Source organism: Streptomyces sp. NPDC091412 (assembly GCF_044756885.1).
Taxonomy (GTDB): Bacteria; Actinomycetota; Actinomycetes; order Streptomycetales; family Streptomycetaceae; genus Streptomyces.
This window is the reverse complement of sequence record NZ_JBIVTV010000001.1, coordinates 851,561-865,516: the sequence shown is the minus strand read 5'-3', so window position 1 is coordinate 865,516 and position 13,956 is coordinate 851,561. Positions and strand designations below refer to the sequence as shown.

Genomic DNA, 13,956 nt, shown 5'->3' with positions numbered 1-13,956 from the left:
CACCCCACAGGCGGACCCCGTCACGAGGAGAACCGTCATGTCCGCCACCGCCACCCGCGCCCGCAGACGGCCGGTGATGTTCGCCGCCGCCGTGGCCACGGCCACCGCGCTGGGCGCCGCCGCCCTGGCCACGGCCCCCGGTGCCGCCGCGGCCTCCGTGCCCCTGACCGGCTACGAACTGAGCTGGGGCATCAAGGAGTCGTACCGCAACTACGTCACCGGCCCCTACACCAAGGGCACGTTCACCGTCACCGACGGCGCCTCCCAGGCGGACGGCAACGGCGTCTTCACCTTCACCGGCGGCCAGGGCACCTACGACAGCACCCACCACACGCTGCACCTGGCCTTCAAGGGCACCCTCGTCGCCGAGTCGCCGGTGCACGGGTTCAAGCGGGTGCTCAGCGACTTCCAGTACGACAGCGCCACAGGTGTCCTCACCGCAGACCTGACCGCCGACGACGGACCGACCCAGCAGGACGTGCCGTTCGCCAAGGTCGCGGCCCCGACCGGCTCGGACATGAGCGGCCTGGCCACCACCCTCACCACCGAGGCCGGCACCTTCCTCGGCAGCCCCTCCTACGCGGGCGCGGCAGGCGACCCGCTGTCGGTGGTGAAGAAGCAGGGCACGACGTCCCCGAGCCCGTCGCCCAGCGAGTCGGAGACCACCTCGCCCGAGCCGACGTCCTCGCCCGAGCCGACGTCCTCGCCCACCTCGTCGGCTTCGCCGAGCGAGTCGGAGACCGGCAACCCGTCGACGCCGAGGCCCGGCGACTCGGCCTCGCAGAGCGCCAAGCCCACGGCGTCCGCCTCCCCGTCCGCCTCCACCGCTCCCGCCCCCTCCAAGGGCGACATTGCGGACGGCAGGCTGACCTGGGGTGTGAAGGAGTCCTTCCGCGGCTACGTCGTCGGCCCGGTGGCCAAGGGCCTGATCACGGCGTCGGACGGCGCCTCGCAGGCGTCCGGCAACGGCGCCTTCACCTTCGCAGACGCCACCGGCACCTACGACACCGAGGCCGGCACCCTCTCCGCCGCGTTCAAGGGCTCGGTGAACTTCAAGGGCCACCAGGGCGGGGGCGAGGGTGGCGGCTACGGGCTCGACCTCACCCTCGACAATGTCCGGGCCGCTCTCGACGGCGGGTCCGGCAAGCTGACCGCCGATGTCACCAGCCTCGGCGAGAAGTCGCCGAACGTGGTCCTGGCCGACCTGAAGGGCGCCTCCACCAAGCTCACCGCCAAGAACGACGTCATCACCGTGAACGACGTGACGGCGACGCTGACCGAGGCCGGTGCCAAGGCGTTCGGCGGCTTCTACGACAAGGGCGCCGCGCTCGACCCGGTGAATCTGTCCGTCGCCCTCACCGAGGGCGCCCAACTCCCCTCCGGCAACGGCACGTCGGGCGGCGGCTCCGGCACGGGAGGCGCCGGCACCTCCGGCGGTACGGGCGGCATCGGCGGTACCGGCTCGACGACCGGCGGCATCGGCTCCACCACCGGCGGCATCGGCGGCAGCATGGCCGCCACCGGCTCGAACGTCCCGGTCGGCGCCCTGGGCGCGGCCGCCGCGGCGACCGTGGCGGCGGGTGCGGGCGTGCTCTACGCCCTGCGCAGGCGGCGTGACACGCAGGCCTGATCCGCGTCGGCGGCGGTACCGTCCCGTTCGGACGGCACCGCCGCCGCGGTGCTTCAATGCCCGGGTGACTGATTACGACGTGCTCCGCGTCTTCTGCGGGCCGCGCGGCGGCTACGGCAACGAACTCGGTGTCGTCCGCGACGGCTCGCGCGTTCCCGACCCGGACGACCGCCAGGAACTGGCCGCCAAACTCGGCTTCAGCGAGACGGTGTTCGTCGACGACCCCGAGCGCGGCGTCATCGACATCTTCACCCCCACCCTGCGCCTGCCGTTCGCGGGCCACCCCTGCGTGGGGGTGGCCTGGCTCCTGGACGTGCCGGAACTGGTCACCCCCGCCGGGACCGTGGGCACCCGCCTGGACGGCGAGTTCACCTGGATCGAGGCACGCCCCGAGTGGGCCCCGCCGCGCACCCTGCGCCAGTACGCCACCGCCGCCGAGGTCGACGACCTGCCCGTACCGCCACCGGGCGAGTGGATCTACGCCTGGTCCTGGGAGGACGAGGCCGCGGGCCGCATCCGAGCCCGCGCCTTCCCGGGCCGCGACGACGGCATCGAGGAGGACGAGGCGACAGGCGCGGCGGCCCTGCTGCTCACGGCCCACCTGGGCCGGGCCCTCAACATCACCCAGGGCGCGGGCTCCCAACTCCTCACGGCCCCCCAACCGGGCGGCTGGGTGGAGGTCGGGGGCCGCGTGGTCCTGGAACGCTGAAACGCCGTCAGCCCGGGCGTATCGGGCCACCGTGCACGCGGCCGGGCCGTTGTCCGTATGGGCGGGGGAGTGTTCCGGGTGATCTGTGACGGGTTGGTCACGCCGAGAGCGGGAACTCCTCGCCCAGCGCATGGAAGACCGCCGTGTTCAGGGTGAACGCCCGCTTGCACTCGGTCACGATGCGCTGCTTCTCCAGGTCGTCGGCGTCGACGGTGTCCAGGAGTTCGCGGTAACCCCGCTTGAAGGCGGCCGGGTTGGGGATCTCCTCGAAGACGTAGAAGCGGACGCCGTCACCCTTCTTCGTGAAGCCCCACGTCTTCTCCGCCTTGTCCCGGATGATCTGGCCGCCGGAGAGGTCGCCGAGGTAACGGGTGTAGTGGTGGGCGATGTAGCCGGCCGGCCACCGCTCGGCGCACTCGCGCACCCGTGCCGCGTACGCCTCGGTGGCGGGCAGCGCGTTCAGCCCCGAGCGCCAGGAGGCACCGCGCAGATGCGTCAGGTCCCGCTCCAGCGCGGCCAGCCGGAACAGCTCGGGCCGGACGAACGGGCCCGCCACCGGATTCGACGCCAGCCGTCCTGCCCCGTCCTCCAGTGCCTTGTACACGAACCAGAGCTGCTCGGTGTACCGCGCGTACGCGTCCACGCCGAGCCGGCCGCCGAGCAGATCACTCATGAAGGTCGAGGTCTCCGCCTCCGTGTGCTGCTCATGGGAGGCGGTGCGGATGAGTGTCGAGAAGGAATCCATGAGGCCATCCTCTAAGGTAAGGCTTGCCTAAGTCAATGGGTTTACCGACACCCTGTCGGGAAAACCTTACCCCGAATTCCGGCCAAACGGACATGGGGGAGATACGGGCATGGGGGGAGATAAGGAAAGGCCCGCCCCCGAAGGGAGCGGGCCACGTGGGCGCGGTGCGGCCGTACTACGGCAGCGTCAGGATCTCCGCCCCCGTCTCCGTCACCACCAGCGTGTGCTCGAACTGGGCGGTGCGCCTGTGGTCCTTGGTGACGACCGTCCAGCCGTCGTCCCAGACGTCGTACTCGTACGTGCCCAGCGTCAGCATCGGCTCGATCGTGAAGGTCATCCCGGGCTGGATGAGCGTCGTGGCGTGCGGGCTGTCGTAGTGCGGGACGATCAGCCCGGAGTGGAACGACGTGTTGATGCCGTGACCGGTGAAGTCCCGGACCACGCCGTAGCCGAACCGCTTGGCGTACGACTCGATGACCCGGCCGATGATGTTGATCTGCCGTCCGGGGCGGACCGCCTTGATCGCGCGGTTGAGGGCCTCGCGGGTGCGCTCCACCAGCAGGCGGCTCTCCTCGTCCACGTCACCCACGAGGTACGTCGCGTTGTTGTCCCCGTGCACCCCGCCGATGTACGCCGTCACGTCCAGGTTGACGATGTCGCCGTCCCGCAGCACGGTCGAGTCCGGGATGCCGTGGCAGATGACCTCGTTGACCGAGGCGCACAGCGACTTGGGGAAGCCGCGGTAGCCGAGCGTGGAGGGATAGGCGCCGTGGTCGCACATGAACTCGTGTGCCACCCGGTCCAGTTCGTCCGTGGTGACGCCGGGCGCGATGTGCCGGGCCGCCTCTTCCATCGCCTGCGCGGCGATCCGCCCGGCGATCCGCATCGCCTCGACGGTCTCCGGCGTCTGCACCTCCGGCCCGGCGTACGGCTTCGGCGCCGGCCTGCCGACGTACTCGGGGCGGCGGATGTTTCCGGGCACGGAACGGGGCGGGGACAGCTCCCCGGGGACGAGCAACGACTGGCCAGACATGTCGGCGAGTCTATCCGGGGGCGATGGGGGAACATGTCCGTGGCGAGAGGAGCTGGTCATGGCCCTGTTCAAGAAGCGGACCGCCGGAAAGCCGGGCGAGTGGTACTACTGCCTGGAGCACAAGAAGGTCGAGGAGGGGCCCGAGTGCCCCGCCAAGGACCGGTTCGGCCCGTACGCCTCCCGCGAGGAGGCCCAGCACGCGATGGACACCGCCCGCGAACGCAACCTCCAGTGGGAGAACGACCCCCGCTGGCACGACGCGCCGGCGGGCGGCACCGAGGAGGGCAGCGGGGGCTGATCAGGCCCGAGAACGCCTGATCACATCGATCACACCGCTCACAGCGATCACGCGGCCGCGCGCACGGCGGCGGCCGCGCGGTCCTCGCGCAGCCGCACCGCGTGCTCGTTCGTCCGGGCGTCGTACCGCATCAGCCCCGGCAGGCACAGCGCCAGCAGCCCCACCGCGCCCGCGCACAGCAGCCCGCCCGACCACACCGACGCCCGTACGCCCCACCACGCGGCGAAGGAGCCCGAGCGGACCTGCCCGAGCTGCGGGCCCGCCGAGTAGGACAGCAGCTCGATCCCGGCGAGCCGGCCGCGCAGCGCGTCCGGGATCGTCTGGTTCCACATGGCGCCCCGGAACACCCCGCTGACCATGTCGCAGCCACCGGCCACGGTCAGGAACAGCAGCACCAGCCACACATTGCCCACGGCGCCGGCGGCGGCCACCGCCAGACCCCACAGCAGCGCCGCCAGCACCACCATCCGCCCGTGCCGGTGCACCCGAGAGGTCCAGCCGCTGGTCAGGCTCACCAGCAGCGAGCCGAGCGGCACGGCGGCATACATCAACCCCAGCGCCCACCGCGCGTCCAGCTCGTCCGCGAGGAAGGGCAGCACGGCCAGCGGCATCGCCAGGAACATCGCGGCCAGATCGACCACGTACGTTCCCAGGAGCTCCTTGCGGCCCCAGGCGTACCGGGCGCCCTCGGCGATGGCCCGCAGGGACGGCTTCGCGGCCTCGTGGGTGGCCGGCTGGGCGGCGATGCGCACCACCAGGACGACCGAGACCGCGAACGTCAGCACGTCCGCGGCGTACGCCCAGGACAGGCCCGCGTACGCGACCACCACGCCCGCCGCGGCCGGGCCCGCCACCCCGCCGACCGTCCAGCGCAGCGAGTTGAGCGCGGTCGCCGCCGTGAGGTGCTCGTGGGCCACGATCCGCGGCCACAGCGAGTCCAGCGCGGGCCGCTGCACGGAGGTCAGGGCGGCACAGAGGGCGGCGATCACGTAGAGCGGCCAGACGGCCGGGTGCGGCAGCAGCGCTCCGGCCAGCAGCGCCGCGCTGAGCAGTCCCTGCCCGACCTCGGTCCACAGGATCAGCCGGCGCTTGTCCAGCGCGTCCGCGAGCGCCCCGCCGTACAGCCCGAACACGATCAGCGGGACCAGCTCCACGGCTCCGAGCGCGCCCACCGCCGCGGCCGAACCGGTCAGCTCCTTCAGCTGCACCGGCAGCGCGACGAAGGTCAGGAAACTGCCGAAGTTCGTGATCAGGCCCGACACCCACAGCCGCCGGAAGTCGCGCGAGGCCCTCCAGGGGGCGAGGTCGGGGAGCACGGCCCGCAGGCCGGAGCCACCGGAAGCGCCGGGGATTTCGGGGGCAGGGGCGGGGGAGTCGTCGGTCACGAGGGGCCATCGTCGGCAGGGGGAGGGCCGGCGGCAACCGGTTTTCCCGGGCGCCGCTACCAGCGCGGTGGTGGAGGCGCCGTCAGGAGGTCCGTCAGCCGCGACAGGCGGTCCCGGAAGCGGCCGCGGCCGCGCGGGGCCGGCAGCGCGTTCTCCCCGGCTGCCGCGCTCACCAGGTGCTGCACGGTGTCCAGGTCCAGCTCGGCCCCCGGCGGCACCGCCAGCGTCTCGTGCGCCATCGCCTCCAGTTCGCCCCCGCCGGAGCCCAGGACCAGCACCGTCGCTCCGGCCCGCCGGGCCTCGTGCACGCGCTCCAGGAGCGGGGCGGGCTCCTCCGGGGCCACCACGAGCAGCGTCTCGCCGCGCCGGGCCGCCGCCAGCCGCCCCAGCCCCACGGCCAGGTGCTCCCGGTCGGCGGGGCGCGGGGCGTGCCGGACGAGCGTCGGGGCCAGTTCCGGGGTGCCCGACCAGGCGGCCTCGTCCACCAGATGCGCCGCCAGGTGCCAGGGCTCGTCCTCCGGTGTGCCCACGAGCAGCAGCCCGCCCCCGTGCGACACCACGGACCCCCGCAGCACTCCCGCGAACCGCCGGGTGGCCCCCAGCCACTCCGTTCCGGCGAGCACCTCGCGCAGCAGCGTGACCCGTACGGCGTCCATACGCGCGCATCCTGCCGCAAACGGGCGCGGCCGGCGCGGACTTCGGTCCGCCTTCGCCCTTCCGGGGGACCCGGCGGCAGCGGGGCCGCGGACGTAGAGTCGGCGCATGACCTCTAGCGACAGTGCACACAAGGCCCCCGCCAAGGACCCCTGGGACCTCCCCGACGTCTCCGGGCTGGTCGTGGGCGTGCTCGGGGGAACCGGTCCGCAGGGCAAGGGCCTGGCCTACCGGCTCGCCCGCGCCGGGCAGAAGGTGATCATCGGCTCGCGGGCCGCCGAGCGGGCCCGGGCGGCGGCCGAGGAGACCGGGTACGGCGTCGAGGGCGCCGACAACGCCGAGACCGCGCGCCGCAGCGACATCGTGATCGTCGCCGTGCCGTGGGAGGGCCACGGCAAGACCCTCCAGGCCCTGCGGGAGGAACTGGCCGGCAAGCTCGTCGTGGACTGCGTCAACCCGCTCGGCTTCGACAAGAAGGGCGCCTACGCCCTCAAGCCGGAGGAGGGCAGCGCCGCCGAGCAGGCCGCGGCCCTGCTGCCGGACTCACGGGTGACGGCGGCCTTCCACCACCTGTCGGCGGTCCTCCTCCAGGACTCCGGGATCGAGCGGATCGACACCGACGTGATGGTCCTCGGCGAGGAGCGCGCCGACGTGGAGACCGTCCAGGCGCTGGCCGGCCGCATCCCCGGCATGCGGGGAGTCTTCGCCGGGCGGCTGCGCAACGCCCACCAGGTGGAGTCGCTGGTCGCGAACCTGATCTCGGTCAACCGCCGCTACAAGGCGCACGCGGGACTCCGCATCACGGACGTATGAGCCGATGGGGGACACTGTTGCCGGACGCTTCCGCACGGAGGCCTCCGCCATGCTCGAAGCAGTGTCCCCCGACAGGAGCCGACCGCCATGCAGCCCTCGCCCCCGTCCGGCCCGGCCCGGCGACTCGCCCTCTACGCCCTGATCGTCTGCGTGCTCGCGGTGGCCGCGGCCGTGGTCTCCTTCGTCCAGGGCAGTTGGCTCGGGGTGGTGTGGATCCTGCTGGCCGGGCTGTCGTCCAACATGACCTGGTACTACGCCCGCCGCGGCCGGACGGGGCAGGACCGCTCCGTCACCGGCTGACCGTGCACAGCGCGCTGGGGCTGTCCCAGAAGCGGTACAGGTCCCAGCCGCAGGCCTGGTCCAGGTACCCGACGCCCAGGTGACGCAGGATCGCGTGGATCATGTCGAAGAAGGCGCTCCCGACCGACGGCAGGAACAGCAGCGCGAAGACCAGCAGCACGCCGAACGGCGCGATCGACTGCACCTGGCGCTTGACGCCGGGCGACAGCCAGGGCTCGATCACGCCGTAGCCGTCCAGGCCCGGGACCGGCAGGGAGTTCAGGATCGCCGCCGTCACCTGGAGCAGCGCGAGGAAGGCCAGCGCGAACCGGAACTCGCCGGGCACGCCGTTCAGCGCGTCGAGCCAGAACGGGGCCGTGCACACCACCGCGAACAGCGCGTTCGTCAGCGGTCCCGCCGCCGAGACCAGGCTGTGCCGCCAGCGGCCCCGGATCCGGCCGCGCTCGATGAACACGGCGCCGCCGGGCAGCCCGATCCCGCCCATGACCAGGAACAGGAGCGGAAGCAGGATGCTCAGTACGGCGTGTGTGTACTTCAGCGGATTCAGCGTCAGGTAGCCCTTGGCGCCGACCGTGACGTCACCGCTGTGCAGCGCGGTGCGCGCGTGCGCGTACTCGTGCAGGCACAGCGAGACGATCCAGGCCGCGGTCACGAACAGGAACACGGACAGGCCCGGGCGGGCCGGAATCGGGTGGAATCCGGTCCAGGCGCCCCAGCCCGCGACCGCGGTGACGGCCAGGATGCCGAGGAAGACGGGGCTGACCCGGCGGTCGCCGCGGTGGGTGGTGACGGACGTCATGGGGGACGGCTCCTGTGCTCGTACGGTTCGTCCGGCGAGCCCGACCGTACCGGGCACACGGGGAGAACGTCCCGCCCCGGGTCCCGGGTTCCGGGACCTACCGGGCGCCGCGCCGCGGAAATCCCGTGACCGGCCGTGACACCACCGGTGACAATGGACCCCGTGCGCTATCGCATCCTCGGCACCACCCAGGTGCTCCGCCCCGACGGCACCGCCGTCCCGGTCGGCGGGGCGCGGCTGCGTGCCCTGCTGACCGTGCTCGCCCTGCGTCCCGGCCGTACGGTCCCGGTGCGCGTCCTCGTCGACGAGGTGTGGGACGACGAACCACCCGCCGACGCCACGGGCGCGCTCCAGGCCCTGGTCGGGCGGCTGCGCCGGACGCTCGGCGCGGACGCGGTGGCCTCCGCGGAGGGCGGCTACCGGCTCGCCGCCGCGGCCGACGACGTCGACCTGCACCGCTTCGAGCGGCTGGCCGGGGAGGGCCTGCGCGCGCTGGGCGACGGCGACCCCGCGAAGGCGGCCGTCGTCCTCGACGACGCCCTCGCGCTGTGGCGCGGCCCCGCCCTCGCCGACCTGCCCGACCGCACCGCCGAGGCGGCCCGCTGGAACACCCGTCACCTGGACGTGCGCCGCGCCCGCCTCACCGCCGCCCTCGCCCTCGGGTACGCCGAGCAGAGCCTGCCCGAGCTGACCGCCCTGTGCGACACCCACCCCCTGGACGAACCCCTCCAGACCCTCCGCCTGCGCGCCCTGCGCGACGCGGGCCGCACCGCGGAGGCCCTGGCCGCCTACGAGGACGTACGCCGTCTGCTGGCCGACCGCCTCGGCTCCGACCCGGGCCCGGAACTGCGCGCGCTGCACGCGGAACTGCTGGGGCCGCACGGGCGGCGCCCCGCCGGCGGGCCGCGCCAGGAGCCCGGCCCGGCCGCGGGCGCCGGGACCCGGACCGCCGCGCCCGGTTCCGGCACGAGGCCGGGGCCGCGCGCCGCCGAGAGCACCGCGGCCCCCGCGACGGCAGCCCTCGCCGGTGTGCCGGCCGGCGCCGGGGGCGAGCGGGCGTACCCCACCGCGGCCCCCGTGACGGTCACCTTCCGGCCCCCGAGCAACCTCCGCGCCCGGCTCACCTCCTTCGTGGGCCGCGAGGCCGACATCGAGACGATCCGGGCCGACCTCGGGGCCGCGCGTCTCGTGACGCTGCTCGGGCCGGGCGGGGCCGGAAAGACCCGGCTGTCGCAGGAGGCCGCCGAGGCCCTGCGGCCGGTGCCGCGGGACGGGGTGTGGCTGGCCGAACTCGCCCCCGTCGACGACGCCGAGGCCGTGCCCGAGGCCGTGCTCACGGCCGTCGGCGCCCGCGAGACCGTGCTGTACGGCGCCGGGGCCGAGGAGATGCGGGCGGTGGTCGCCGAGCGGCACGACGACCCCGTCGACCGGCTGGTGGAGCACTGCGCCCGGCGCCGCATGCTGCTCCTGCTCGACAACTGCGAGCACGTCGTCGACGCGGCGGCCCGCCTCGTCGAGGAACTGCTCGCCCGCTGCCCCCACCTCACCGTCCTCGCCACCAGCCGGGAACCCCTGGGCATACCCGGTGAGGTGCTGCGGCCGGTCGAGCCGCTGCCCGAGCCGGTCGCGCTGCGGCTGCTCGCCGACCGCGGGGCCGCCGTACGGCCCGGGTTCCGCCCCGACGCCGACCAGGACACCGCGGACGCCTGCGCAGAGATCTGCCTGCGCCTGGACGGGCTGCCGCTCGCCATCGAACTCGCCGCCGCCCGGCTGCGGATGCTGGGCCCACGGCAGATCGCCGACCGGCTCGACGACCGCTTCCGCCTGCTCACCTCCGGCAGCCGTACCGTCCTGCCCCGCCAGCAGACCCTGCGGGCCGTCGTCGACTGGTCCTGGGACCTGCTCGACGCCGAGGAACGGAACGTCCTGAGCCGGCTGTCCGTCTTCGCCGGCGGCTGCGACCTCGCCGCCGCCGAGGCCGTGTGCGGCCCCGCCGCCTTCGACGCCCTCGCCTCCCTCGTCGACAAGTCCCTCGTGGTGGCCACCCCCGCGGCCGACGGCGGGATGCGCTACCGGCTGCTGGAGACCGTCGCCGAGTACGCCGGGGAGCGGCTCGACGAGGCCGGCGGCCGCACCGAGACCGGGCGCGCCCACCTGACGTACTACCGCGAACTGGCCCGCACCACCGACCCGTTGCTGCGCGGCTCCGGACAACAGGCGGCCATCGCCAGGTTCGAGCTGGAGTACGAGAACCTGCGCTCCGCCCTGCGCCACGCCGTCGCCGTACGCGACGAGCAGGAGGCCCTGTGCCTGCTCCTCTCGCTCGCCGGCTACTGGCAGATGCGCGACATGCGCATCGAGGCCCGCAACTGGTGCGGCGAGATCATGACGCTCGGTCCCGACCCCTTCACCGAGCCGGTCCGGCGCGCCGCACCCCTCTGGCAGCGGTGCACGGACGCCCCGCCCCCGATGACGGGCGAGGTCCTCGCCGAGGCGCGCCGGGGCCTGCACCTCGTCCATCTCTCCTGCATGGACACCGAGTTGGAGGCCTGGGAGTCGCCCGAGGCGAAACGGAAACTGCGGCTCATCGCCGAGGTCTACCAGCCCGGCCAGCCGCAGATCTGCCGCAGCCCCGGCATGCTCTGGATGTTCGCGGTGATGCTGACCGGCGACGTGGAACGCCTGCGCGAGATCACCGACGCCGCCGTACGCACCTGCCGCGAGACCCCGGGGTTCGAGTGGGAGCTGGCCCACGCCCTCCAGTGGCGCGCCAACCTACTGGCCAACCGCACCGACTGGGCCGGGGACGCGGGCCGGGACGCCGACGAGTCGCTGGAGATCTTCCGCCGCCTCGGGGACTCCTGGGGAACCGCCGAGGCGCTCTCCGCGCGCGCGGAGGCCCTCGAGCGCACCGGCGCCTACCTGCCGGCCGCCGCCGACTACCGGGCGGCCATCGAGCACGCCGAACGCCTCGGCGCCCCCGCCCAGGTCGCCGTCCTCAACGCCCGCCTGGGCAGCGTGCTGATGGAGGCGGGCGACGCCGAACAGGGCGAACGGCTGCTGCGCGAGGTCATCGAGCAGAGCCGCAACGGCCACAACGACGCCATGCCCGCCGCCCGGCTCTACCTCGCGGGCTGGCTCGGCATGGCCGGCCGAATCCCCGAGGCGCGTGAGCAACTGCTCTTGCTGCGCGAGGAGTTCGGCATCGCGCACTTTGTCGTCTTCGACGCCTTCATCCTCGGCGCGGAGGCCTGGCTGGACGCGGCCGACGGCGACTACGAGAACGCCCTCGACAAGTCCCGCCGGGCGCTGGAGCAGGCCCAGAACCCGCTGTCCCAGGCCATCGCGCCCCATATGCGCTCGGCGTACCTGACCATCGGCGCCACGGCCCTGGCCGGTGTGGACGGCGGACGCAGGGCCCGGGACGCCGCCCGCTGCGTCGGCGCCGCCGACGCCCTGCTGCCGCCCCGCCACGTCCCCTCGTCCCTGGAACGCCATGTCTACGACGCGGTCGTCGCGCGCACGCGGGCGCTGCTCGGCGAGGAGGCGTACCAGGCCGCGTACGCGGAGGGCGGCGGCCTGTCCCCGCAGGAGGCCGCCGCCCTGATCTGAGCCGCACCGGTGCGAGGCCGTGCGGTCAGCTCTTGGTGCGGAACTTGTGGATCGCCACCGGCGCCATCACCGCCGTGATCCCCGCCGACCAGGCCAGCGTCAACCACAGGCTGTGCGCCACCGGGCCGCCCACCATCAGCCCGCGGGCGCTGTCCGCGAGGGCGGACAGCGGGTTGTACTCGGTGAAGTTCCGCAGCCAGCCCGGCATCGTCCCGGGCGGGGCGAAGATGGACGAGCCGAACTGCAGCGGCATCAGCACCAGGAAGCCCATCGCCTGCACGGACTGGGCGTTCTTCATCACCACGCCGAGCGTGAGGAACACCCACATCAGCGCCGAGCCGAACACCGCCGACAGCCCTACGGCGGCGAACAGGCCGGGCCAGTTCTCGATCTCGAAGCCCACGAGGACGCCGACGACCAGCAGGACGGCCGTCGCGATCATCATCCGCAGCAGCTCCACCGAGATCTTGGCGAACAGCACCGAGCCGCGCCCGATCGGCAGGGACCGGAAGCGGTCCATGACACCGGAGTTGAAGTCCTGGTTGAAGCCGGTGCCCACGCTCTGGGCCAGGTTCATCCCCATCATGGCCATCAGGCCGGGCACGATGTACTGCACGTACTGCTGCTGCCCGCCGCCCAGCGACTGCCCGATCGAGCCGCCGAAGACGTACACGAACAGCAGAGTGAAGATCACCGGGAACAGGATCGCGTCGAACATCGACTCCGGGTCCTGCCGGATCCACAGCAGGTTGCGGCGGACCAGCGCGCCGGTGTGCCGCAGATGGCTGCGCAGCGGGATCCGGGCGTCGGCCTTGAGGCCGGGGGAGCCCAGCGGGGTCGTGGTGACGGCGCTCATACGGCGACCTCTTCGCGGGTGTCGGCGGGCACGGTGTCCTGCGGGGCACTGGCGCGGTGGCCGGTGAGGGACAGGAACACCTCGTCCAGGCTGGGCAGTTCGGTGGTGATGGAGGTGATCGTGATACCGCGCGCGGTGACCGCGCCGACCACGGCGGTCAGCTGCTCGTCGCTGAGGACCGGCACGAGCAGGGAGCCGGTCGCGGTGTCGACGGTCGTCGCGGCGAGCCCGGTGATGCCCAGCTCGTCGAGCATCCCGGCCAGCGGGCGCACTTCGAGCGGGTCGGCCGGCTTCACGCGCAGGGTGCGCCCGCCGACCTTCGCCTTCAGCTCCTCGATGCCGCCGCCCGCGACGACCTTGCCGCGGTCGACGACGGTCAGCTCGGAGGCGAGCTGTTCGGCCTCCTCCATGTACTGGGTGGTCAGCAGCACGGTGACCCCGTCGCCGACCATCGCCTTGACCTCGGTCCACACCTCGTTGCGGGTGCGGGGGTCGAGGCCCGTGGTCGGTTCGTCCAGGAACAGGACGGCGGGCCGCCCGATCATCGAGGCGGCGAGGTCGAGCCGCCGCCGCATGCCGCCGGAGTAGGTGCGGGCCGGCCGCCGCGCGGCCTCGGTGAGCGAGAACCGCTCCAGCAGCTCGTCGGCGCGGGCGCGGGCCTCCTTGCGCGGCAGGTCGAGGAGCCGGCCGATCAGGTAGAGGTTCTCCCAGCCGGGGAGCTTCTCGTCCACGGAGGCGTACTGTCCGGTCAGTCCGATGACCCGGCGCAGCTGCCGGGGCTGGCGGACGACGTCGTAGCCGACCACAGTGGCCTGCCCGGCGTCCGGGGCGAGCAGGGTGGACAGGATGCGTACGAGGGTGGTCTTGCCGGCTCCGTTCGGCCCGAGCACGCCCATCACGGTGCCCTCGCGCACGTTCAGGTCCACGCCGTCCAGCGCCTTGGTCTCGCCGTAGTGCTTGACCAGCCCCCGCACGGTCACGGCGTTCGGCACGCCGCCGGGGTTGTCGTCGATTCGCGTCATGCCCCGAACGGTGCCAGCCCCCACCGACAAACCACCGACAGCCCACCGACAGACGGCTGACCGGCACCTGTCGGGCACGGTAAGTCCCTCCAGCCGCAAC

The 13,956-nt window shown here is 73.4% G+C and carries 13 protein-coding genes; 6 read left to right on the top strand and 7 right to left on the bottom strand.

Annotated features, from left to right (window positions below):
• Nucleotides 1–37: 37 nt before the first annotated feature.
• Both ACIQMV_RS03870 and ACIQMV_RS03865 read left to right on the top strand, forming a co-directional pair.
• Nucleotides 38–1,630, top strand: coding sequence for an HtaA domain-containing protein (locus tag ACIQMV_RS03870; protein WP_402590881.1), 1,593 nt, complete (start codon nt 38–40; stop codon nt 1,628–1,630).
• 64 nt (nt 1,631–1,694) lie between these two features.
• On the top strand, nt 1,695–2,339 hold the full coding sequence (locus ACIQMV_RS03865) for a PhzF family phenazine biosynthesis protein (RefSeq protein ID WP_402590879.1): 645 nt from the start codon (nt 1,695–1,697) through the stop codon (nt 2,337–2,339).
• A 97-nt stretch (nt 2,340–2,436) separates the two neighbouring features.
• On the opposite strand, the gene ACIQMV_RS03860 is transcribed toward ACIQMV_RS03865, so the two are convergent.
• Together ACIQMV_RS03860 and map are read right to left on the bottom strand one after the other, a co-directional pair.
• Entirely contained in the window at nt 2,437–3,084 is a 648-nt protein-coding gene (locus tag ACIQMV_RS03860) for a heme oxygenase (biliverdin-producing) (RefSeq protein WP_402590877.1), read from the bottom strand.
• A gap of 175 nt (nt 3,085–3,259) precedes the next feature.
• Complete coding sequence (gene map / locus ACIQMV_RS03855) at nt 3,260–4,117, bottom strand: type I methionyl aminopeptidase (protein ID WP_402590875.1); 858 nt, start codon at nt 4,115–4,117, stop codon at nt 3,260–3,262.
• A gap of 58 nt (nt 4,118–4,175) precedes the next feature.
• On the opposite strand from map, the gene ACIQMV_RS03850 reads away from it, so the two are divergent.
• Nucleotides 4,176–4,415 carry a hypothetical protein gene (locus tag ACIQMV_RS03850; RefSeq protein WP_141361442.1) on the top strand — a complete coding sequence of 80 codons (240 nt, stop codon included), beginning with the start codon at nt 4,176–4,178 and terminating at the stop codon, nt 4,413–4,415.
• 47 nt (nt 4,416–4,462) lie between these two features.
• Here ACIQMV_RS03850 and ACIQMV_RS03845 read toward each other — a convergent pair whose 3' ends face one another.
• Together ACIQMV_RS03845 and ACIQMV_RS03840 are read right to left on the bottom strand one after the other, a co-directional pair.
• Nucleotides 4,463–5,800 (bottom strand): MFS transporter, encoded by a 1,338-nt coding sequence (locus tag ACIQMV_RS03845; protein WP_402590873.1) that lies wholly within the window; start codon nt 5,798–5,800, stop codon nt 4,463–4,465.
• A 56-nt stretch (nt 5,801–5,856) separates the two neighbouring features.
• Nucleotides 5,857–6,456 carry a hypothetical protein gene (locus ACIQMV_RS03840; RefSeq protein ID WP_402590871.1) on the bottom strand — a complete coding sequence of 200 codons (600 nt, stop codon included), beginning with the start codon at nt 6,454–6,456 and terminating at the stop codon, nt 5,857–5,859.
• Between the two features lie 106 nt (nt 6,457–6,562).
• On the opposite strand from ACIQMV_RS03840, the gene npdG reads away from it, so the two are divergent.
• Together npdG and ACIQMV_RS03830 are read left to right on the top strand one after the other, a co-directional pair.
• Nucleotides 6,563–7,267 carry an NADPH-dependent F420 reductase gene (gene npdG, locus ACIQMV_RS03835; RefSeq protein WP_141361448.1) on the top strand — a complete coding sequence of 235 codons (705 nt, stop codon included), beginning with the start codon at nt 6,563–6,565 and terminating at the stop codon, nt 7,265–7,267.
• 87 nt (nt 7,268–7,354) lie between these two features.
• Complete coding sequence (locus ACIQMV_RS03830; RefSeq protein ID WP_141361450.1) at nt 7,355–7,567, top strand: hypothetical protein; 213 nt, start codon at nt 7,355–7,357, stop codon at nt 7,565–7,567.
• Here the strand turns inward: ACIQMV_RS03830 and ACIQMV_RS03825 are convergent.
• Nucleotides 7,557–8,366 carry a site-2 protease family protein gene (locus tag ACIQMV_RS03825; protein ID WP_402590868.1) on the bottom strand — a complete coding sequence of 270 codons (810 nt, stop codon included), beginning with the start codon at nt 8,364–8,366 and terminating at the stop codon, nt 7,557–7,559. The genes ACIQMV_RS03830 and ACIQMV_RS03825 overlap by 11 nt on opposite strands.
• A 153-nt stretch (nt 8,367–8,519) precedes the next feature.
• On the opposite strand from ACIQMV_RS03825, the gene ACIQMV_RS03820 reads away from it, so the two are divergent.
• A complete protein-coding gene (locus ACIQMV_RS03820; RefSeq protein ID WP_402590866.1) occupies nt 8,520–11,978 on the top strand; it encodes an AfsR/SARP family transcriptional regulator in 3,459 nt (1,152 codons plus the stop codon).
• A 25-nt stretch (nt 11,979–12,003) separates the two neighbouring features.
• On the opposite strand, the gene ACIQMV_RS03815 is transcribed toward ACIQMV_RS03820, so the two are convergent.
• Complete coding sequence (locus tag ACIQMV_RS03815; protein ID WP_141361456.1) at nt 12,004–12,834, bottom strand: ABC transporter permease; 831 nt, start codon at nt 12,832–12,834, stop codon at nt 12,004–12,006.
• Nucleotides 12,831–13,856 carry an ATP-binding cassette domain-containing protein gene (locus ACIQMV_RS03810; RefSeq protein ID WP_402590864.1) on the bottom strand — a complete coding sequence of 342 codons (1,026 nt, stop codon included), beginning with the start codon at nt 13,854–13,856 and terminating at the stop codon, nt 12,831–12,833. Before ACIQMV_RS03810 ends, ACIQMV_RS03815 begins: the two co-directional genes overlap by 4 nt.
• Between the last annotated feature and the right edge of the window lie 100 nt (nt 13,857–13,956).

Coding starts and splice junctions, on each gene's coding strand:
- ACIQMV_RS03810 (WP_402590864.1), bottom strand. CDS start 13,856: ATGACGCGAATCGACGACAACCCCGGCGGCGTGCCGAACGCCGTGACC.
- ACIQMV_RS03815 (WP_141361456.1), bottom strand. CDS start 12,834: ATGAGCGCCGTCACCACGACCCCGCTGGGCTCCCCCGGCCTCAAGGCC.
- npdG (WP_141361448.1), top strand. CDS start 6,563: ATGACCTCTAGCGACAGTGCACACAAGGCCCCCGCCAAGGACCCCTGG.
- ACIQMV_RS03825 (WP_402590868.1), bottom strand. CDS start 8,366: ATGACGTCCGTCACCACCCACCGCGGCGACCGCCGGGTCAGCCCCGTC.
- ACIQMV_RS03850 (WP_141361442.1), top strand. CDS start 4,176: ATGGCCCTGTTCAAGAAGCGGACCGCCGGAAAGCCGGGCGAGTGGTAC.
- ACIQMV_RS03840 (WP_402590871.1), bottom strand. CDS start 6,456: ATGGACGCCGTACGGGTCACGCTGCTGCGCGAGGTGCTCGCCGGAACG.
- ACIQMV_RS03870 (WP_402590881.1), top strand. CDS start 38: ATGTCCGCCACCGCCACCCGCGCCCGCAGACGGCCGGTGATGTTCGCC.
- ACIQMV_RS03820 (WP_402590866.1), top strand. CDS start 8,520: ATGGACCCCGTGCGCTATCGCATCCTCGGCACCACCCAGGTGCTCCGC.
- map (WP_402590875.1), bottom strand. CDS start 4,117: ATGTCTGGCCAGTCGTTGCTCGTCCCCGGGGAGCTGTCCCCGCCCCGT.
- ACIQMV_RS03860 (WP_402590877.1), bottom strand. CDS start 3,084: ATGGATTCCTTCTCGACACTCATCCGCACCGCCTCCCATGAGCAGCAC.
- ACIQMV_RS03830 (WP_141361450.1), top strand. CDS start 7,355: ATGCAGCCCTCGCCCCCGTCCGGCCCGGCCCGGCGACTCGCCCTCTAC.